Source organism: Kistimonas scapharcae (assembly GCF_039540975.1).
GTDB classification, from domain to species: Bacteria; Pseudomonadota; Gammaproteobacteria; order Pseudomonadales; family Endozoicomonadaceae; genus Kistimonas; species Kistimonas scapharcae.
In genome coordinates, this window is record NZ_BAABFL010000304.1 from 1 (window position 1) to 3,349 (window position 3,349).

The following is a 3,349-nucleotide window of genomic DNA, read 5'->3' on the forward strand; positions in this document are numbered from 1 at the left end:
AAGCTAAAGCGAAACTTTGTCAGTGTCGTAGCTCTGGCTTGTGCTTTTGTCTGGTTACCAATGTGAAACGTCAACAGCTCCTACAGGCCGGATCTGTGGATAAGGCAATCGTCTATCTGCAAGCCGTGAAGCCCGCGGCAGGCCTGGGGTATGCATTGACCGATAAAAATGGCACCCGCACCTTTGAGGTGTCCGCTAACCAGATGACCGAGTTCAAAACTGATGGTCACTGGATGGCAATTGCTAATGTTGCCCGTGCGAATAATGACCTGTCAGGTTCTTACAAATCGGCGCTTAACCTGCAGAAAAAAGCGATCGATATGGCTGATTTGCCGGCAGCCTATTGGGATTACAACCATGACAGTGTTGAGCGTTTCAACATCATCAGTGCGGATATCAAAGGCAAAACACCGGAGCAGATGACACCTGCACAATGGGAGAAAACCTTTATTAAGAAGCCGGTTAACAAGCCTGTGGATGAGAAGCTGGAAACATCTAACCTGTGGCATGTTGTGATCATTGATGATGCGTTTATTGAGTATCATGTTTCTCCGGGCAATCCGGGAAATATCCCACTGGAAAGCTATCGGTTCAAGTACCACTGACAGTCATAAAGGCCTTCGCGGAATACATGACCATTACCGTTTATTAATCGCTGTTAATAGACGTTAATGGTCGAGTAGTAAGCTGCGAAGGGGAAACAAAAAAACAATAATCATCAGAATACATAAGGAAAAAACAATGTTCAGATTCGCTGTTATTCTGTTTTCAGCGGTATTTTTATCAGCCTGTGTTTCTGTTGCCAGAGTCTCAGACATGCCGGCATCCAGCAGAGACATTGATTTTGCCACTCTGTCTGCTAAATCCTTTGAAGTGTGAAACTTGAGACCTGGCGGCTAATACTTATTGTTCGATCTGCGCTGATTCTTCAGGATAAAAAGACGTATTTTTTTCAAAGCCTTTAACGACTATGCACACTCATTGTCACGAAAAGCTCAACATCGTGAACACTGCCTACCAGGCAGTGAGTGTTGTCGTGGTCGTCGTGGTCTCCCAGGTCATTCCTTAGGGCAGGCAACGTATGGCCGGCCCTTCTGGAGGGGCCGGCAGAACGTATCAACAATTCTCCAGCCCCGTCTCAAGAGCCGGCTCCAATTCACACATGGAGTCATCAATGCAGCGAAAAGACCTGATAGCCCTTGGTTTTATGACCTTTGCCCTGTTCCTGGGGGCAGGCAACATCATTTATCCTCCTATTCTGGGACAACAGGCGGGTTCCGAACTGCTGTTTGCTGCCGTCGGGTTTCTGCTAACCGCAGTAGGACTTCCCCTTCTGGCCCTGGTTGCCATGGCGTTGACCGGTGGTTCCAGGGAAATGACCGAACTCCTGCCTAAGCAATGGAGCCGCGCATTCTGGTTGATTCTCTTTATTGCGTTTGGTCCGGCACTGGTGATTCCCAGAGTAGCCGTGGTGGCTTATGAGATGGGAATGGTGCCTTTTCTGGATACCCCTCAAGCCTGGCAACTGGCCTTATATAGCGGTGTATTCTTCGCTCTGGCATTACTGTTGGCGTTAAAGCCTGGTGCTATGATCAACGCGGTGGGTCGCTGGGTGACCCCTGCCCTTATTGTATTGCTCTGTGCCATTGCCTGGGGAACCTTGTCTCATCCACAGGATATGATTCATGCAACGACAATGGCTGCCCCCTTGTCTGACGGCCTGGTGCAGGGCTATATGACCATGGACTGCATTGCCGCCCTTGGCTTTGGTGCTGTTATTGGTCAGGCGATTCGCCAGCTGGGGATTTCCGAGCCTAAAGCCATGGCGAGATATACCATTTATGCAGCGATAATTGCGGCGATAGGCCTGAGCCTGGTTTATCTCATGTTGATGTATCTGGGTGCTACCAGTCACAGTATCGCCCCCAATGCGACGAATGGCGGGCAAATCCTGGCCTTGTATGTTGCGGCACTGTTTGGTTTGCCGGGGAAGTTGTTGCTGGCACTGACGATCACTCTGGCGTGTCTGACCACTGCCGTCGGTGTAGGTTCTGCTTGCGCGCATTACTTCAGCAGTGAATTCAAACTGAACTATGCGGTAGCGCTGGTCGGCGTTATGCTGGTTTCCGCGATCACCGCCAATATTGGATTAACCCAACTCATTGCCATTTCTGCTCCTGCTGTTGTTACGCTTTATCCTCTGGCTGTTGCGTTGGTTATTTTGGCTCTGGTGCGTCATAAACTCCCCAATGCTTTATACGCCTACAGAATCATTTTCCCGGTTGTTGCTTTGTTTGCTCTGTTGGATGGCGCCAAAGCAGCAGGGCTGCTGGCAGAATCATCAATACAAGCGCTTGAGCATTGGTTACCCCTGTTTTCTCAGGGTATGGGCTGGTTGATTCCTTTTATGGTAACACTCGCTTTTGCCTGGTTATCAGGTTATGGAAAACGTTCAATCCAAGTTGCCTAGCCGTTTATATATGGGAAACGATTACCTGAGAGCCTCCTGAAATCGGGAGGCTTTTTATGAATACTGTAGAAAGTTATTCATTATTTGAACCTGATCTTGAAAAATATATGTCCAACTTATTTTGTTTTGTTTGTATATTTCTAACATGCACGATTTCTATATTAAAATAACACGTTACTATTCTAATTATAAATAATTATAGTTGTGAGTTTGAGCTGCATGTTGATAAAAGGCTTTGTTTTTATATGTAAAATATAAGAATTGATAGTTTAAATGTTTTTCTTGTGAGGCTAATGTGTGAAATCTAGTATATTTGATAGGGTTTTAAGTGTTATCAGGGATAAAAACTAAATATTTGTCTATTAGGTTTTTAAGAATTACTAACCATGGTTTATAAAAAAGCAAACAATAAAGGATGATGAAGTTATAAGTGTGAACTATCCATGGGGCATATTGCCTTATTAATTGCCTTTAAAAGGAATGATTAATAATGGATGATTTGCAATGGAAACAAGAATACAATCAACGAGCGCTAGCGACTATTTTCAAGTACATGATAGGCCACGCGAAGCTGATTTACAGGCGGTACATGCTGAAATTACAGGAAGCGAAGAGCTACATGATTGCAGGGACAACATCGCCCTGCGCGACCGTTTAACTCAGACAAAAAGTCCCTATACAACCTTTCTGAAATGCGCTGTTGCTCTCCCTGTGTGTCCCTTTGCCTGCATTGCAAGCTGCATACGAATACCGGTTAGTGTCATAGCAAATAGATTTAGCCACTACAAACAGCATACTTTTACCTGATTACCACTGTGGCTCAGCCAGCTTGAGAAGCCTTGCTGGCATGGGGCAGGTTCGCGCAGCCATGTAACCCAG

General features: G+C 46.0%; 2 protein-coding genes. Both read left to right on the forward strand.

Translation table 11 applies throughout. The features are described from left to right. Positions 1-605, forward strand: a 605-nt coding sequence (locus ABD892_RS11345; protein ID WP_345195778.1) for a hypothetical protein, incomplete at its 5' end; no start/stop codon positions are given. Positions 606-1,174: 569 nt separating this feature from the next. Further along, positions 1,175-2,470 carry a branched-chain amino acid transport system II carrier protein gene (gene brnQ, locus ABD892_RS11350; RefSeq protein ID WP_345195779.1) on the forward strand — a complete coding sequence of 432 codons (1,296 nt, stop codon included), beginning with the start codon at positions 1,175-1,177 and terminating at the stop codon, positions 2,468-2,470. Positions 2,471-3,349: the final 879 nt, after the last annotated feature.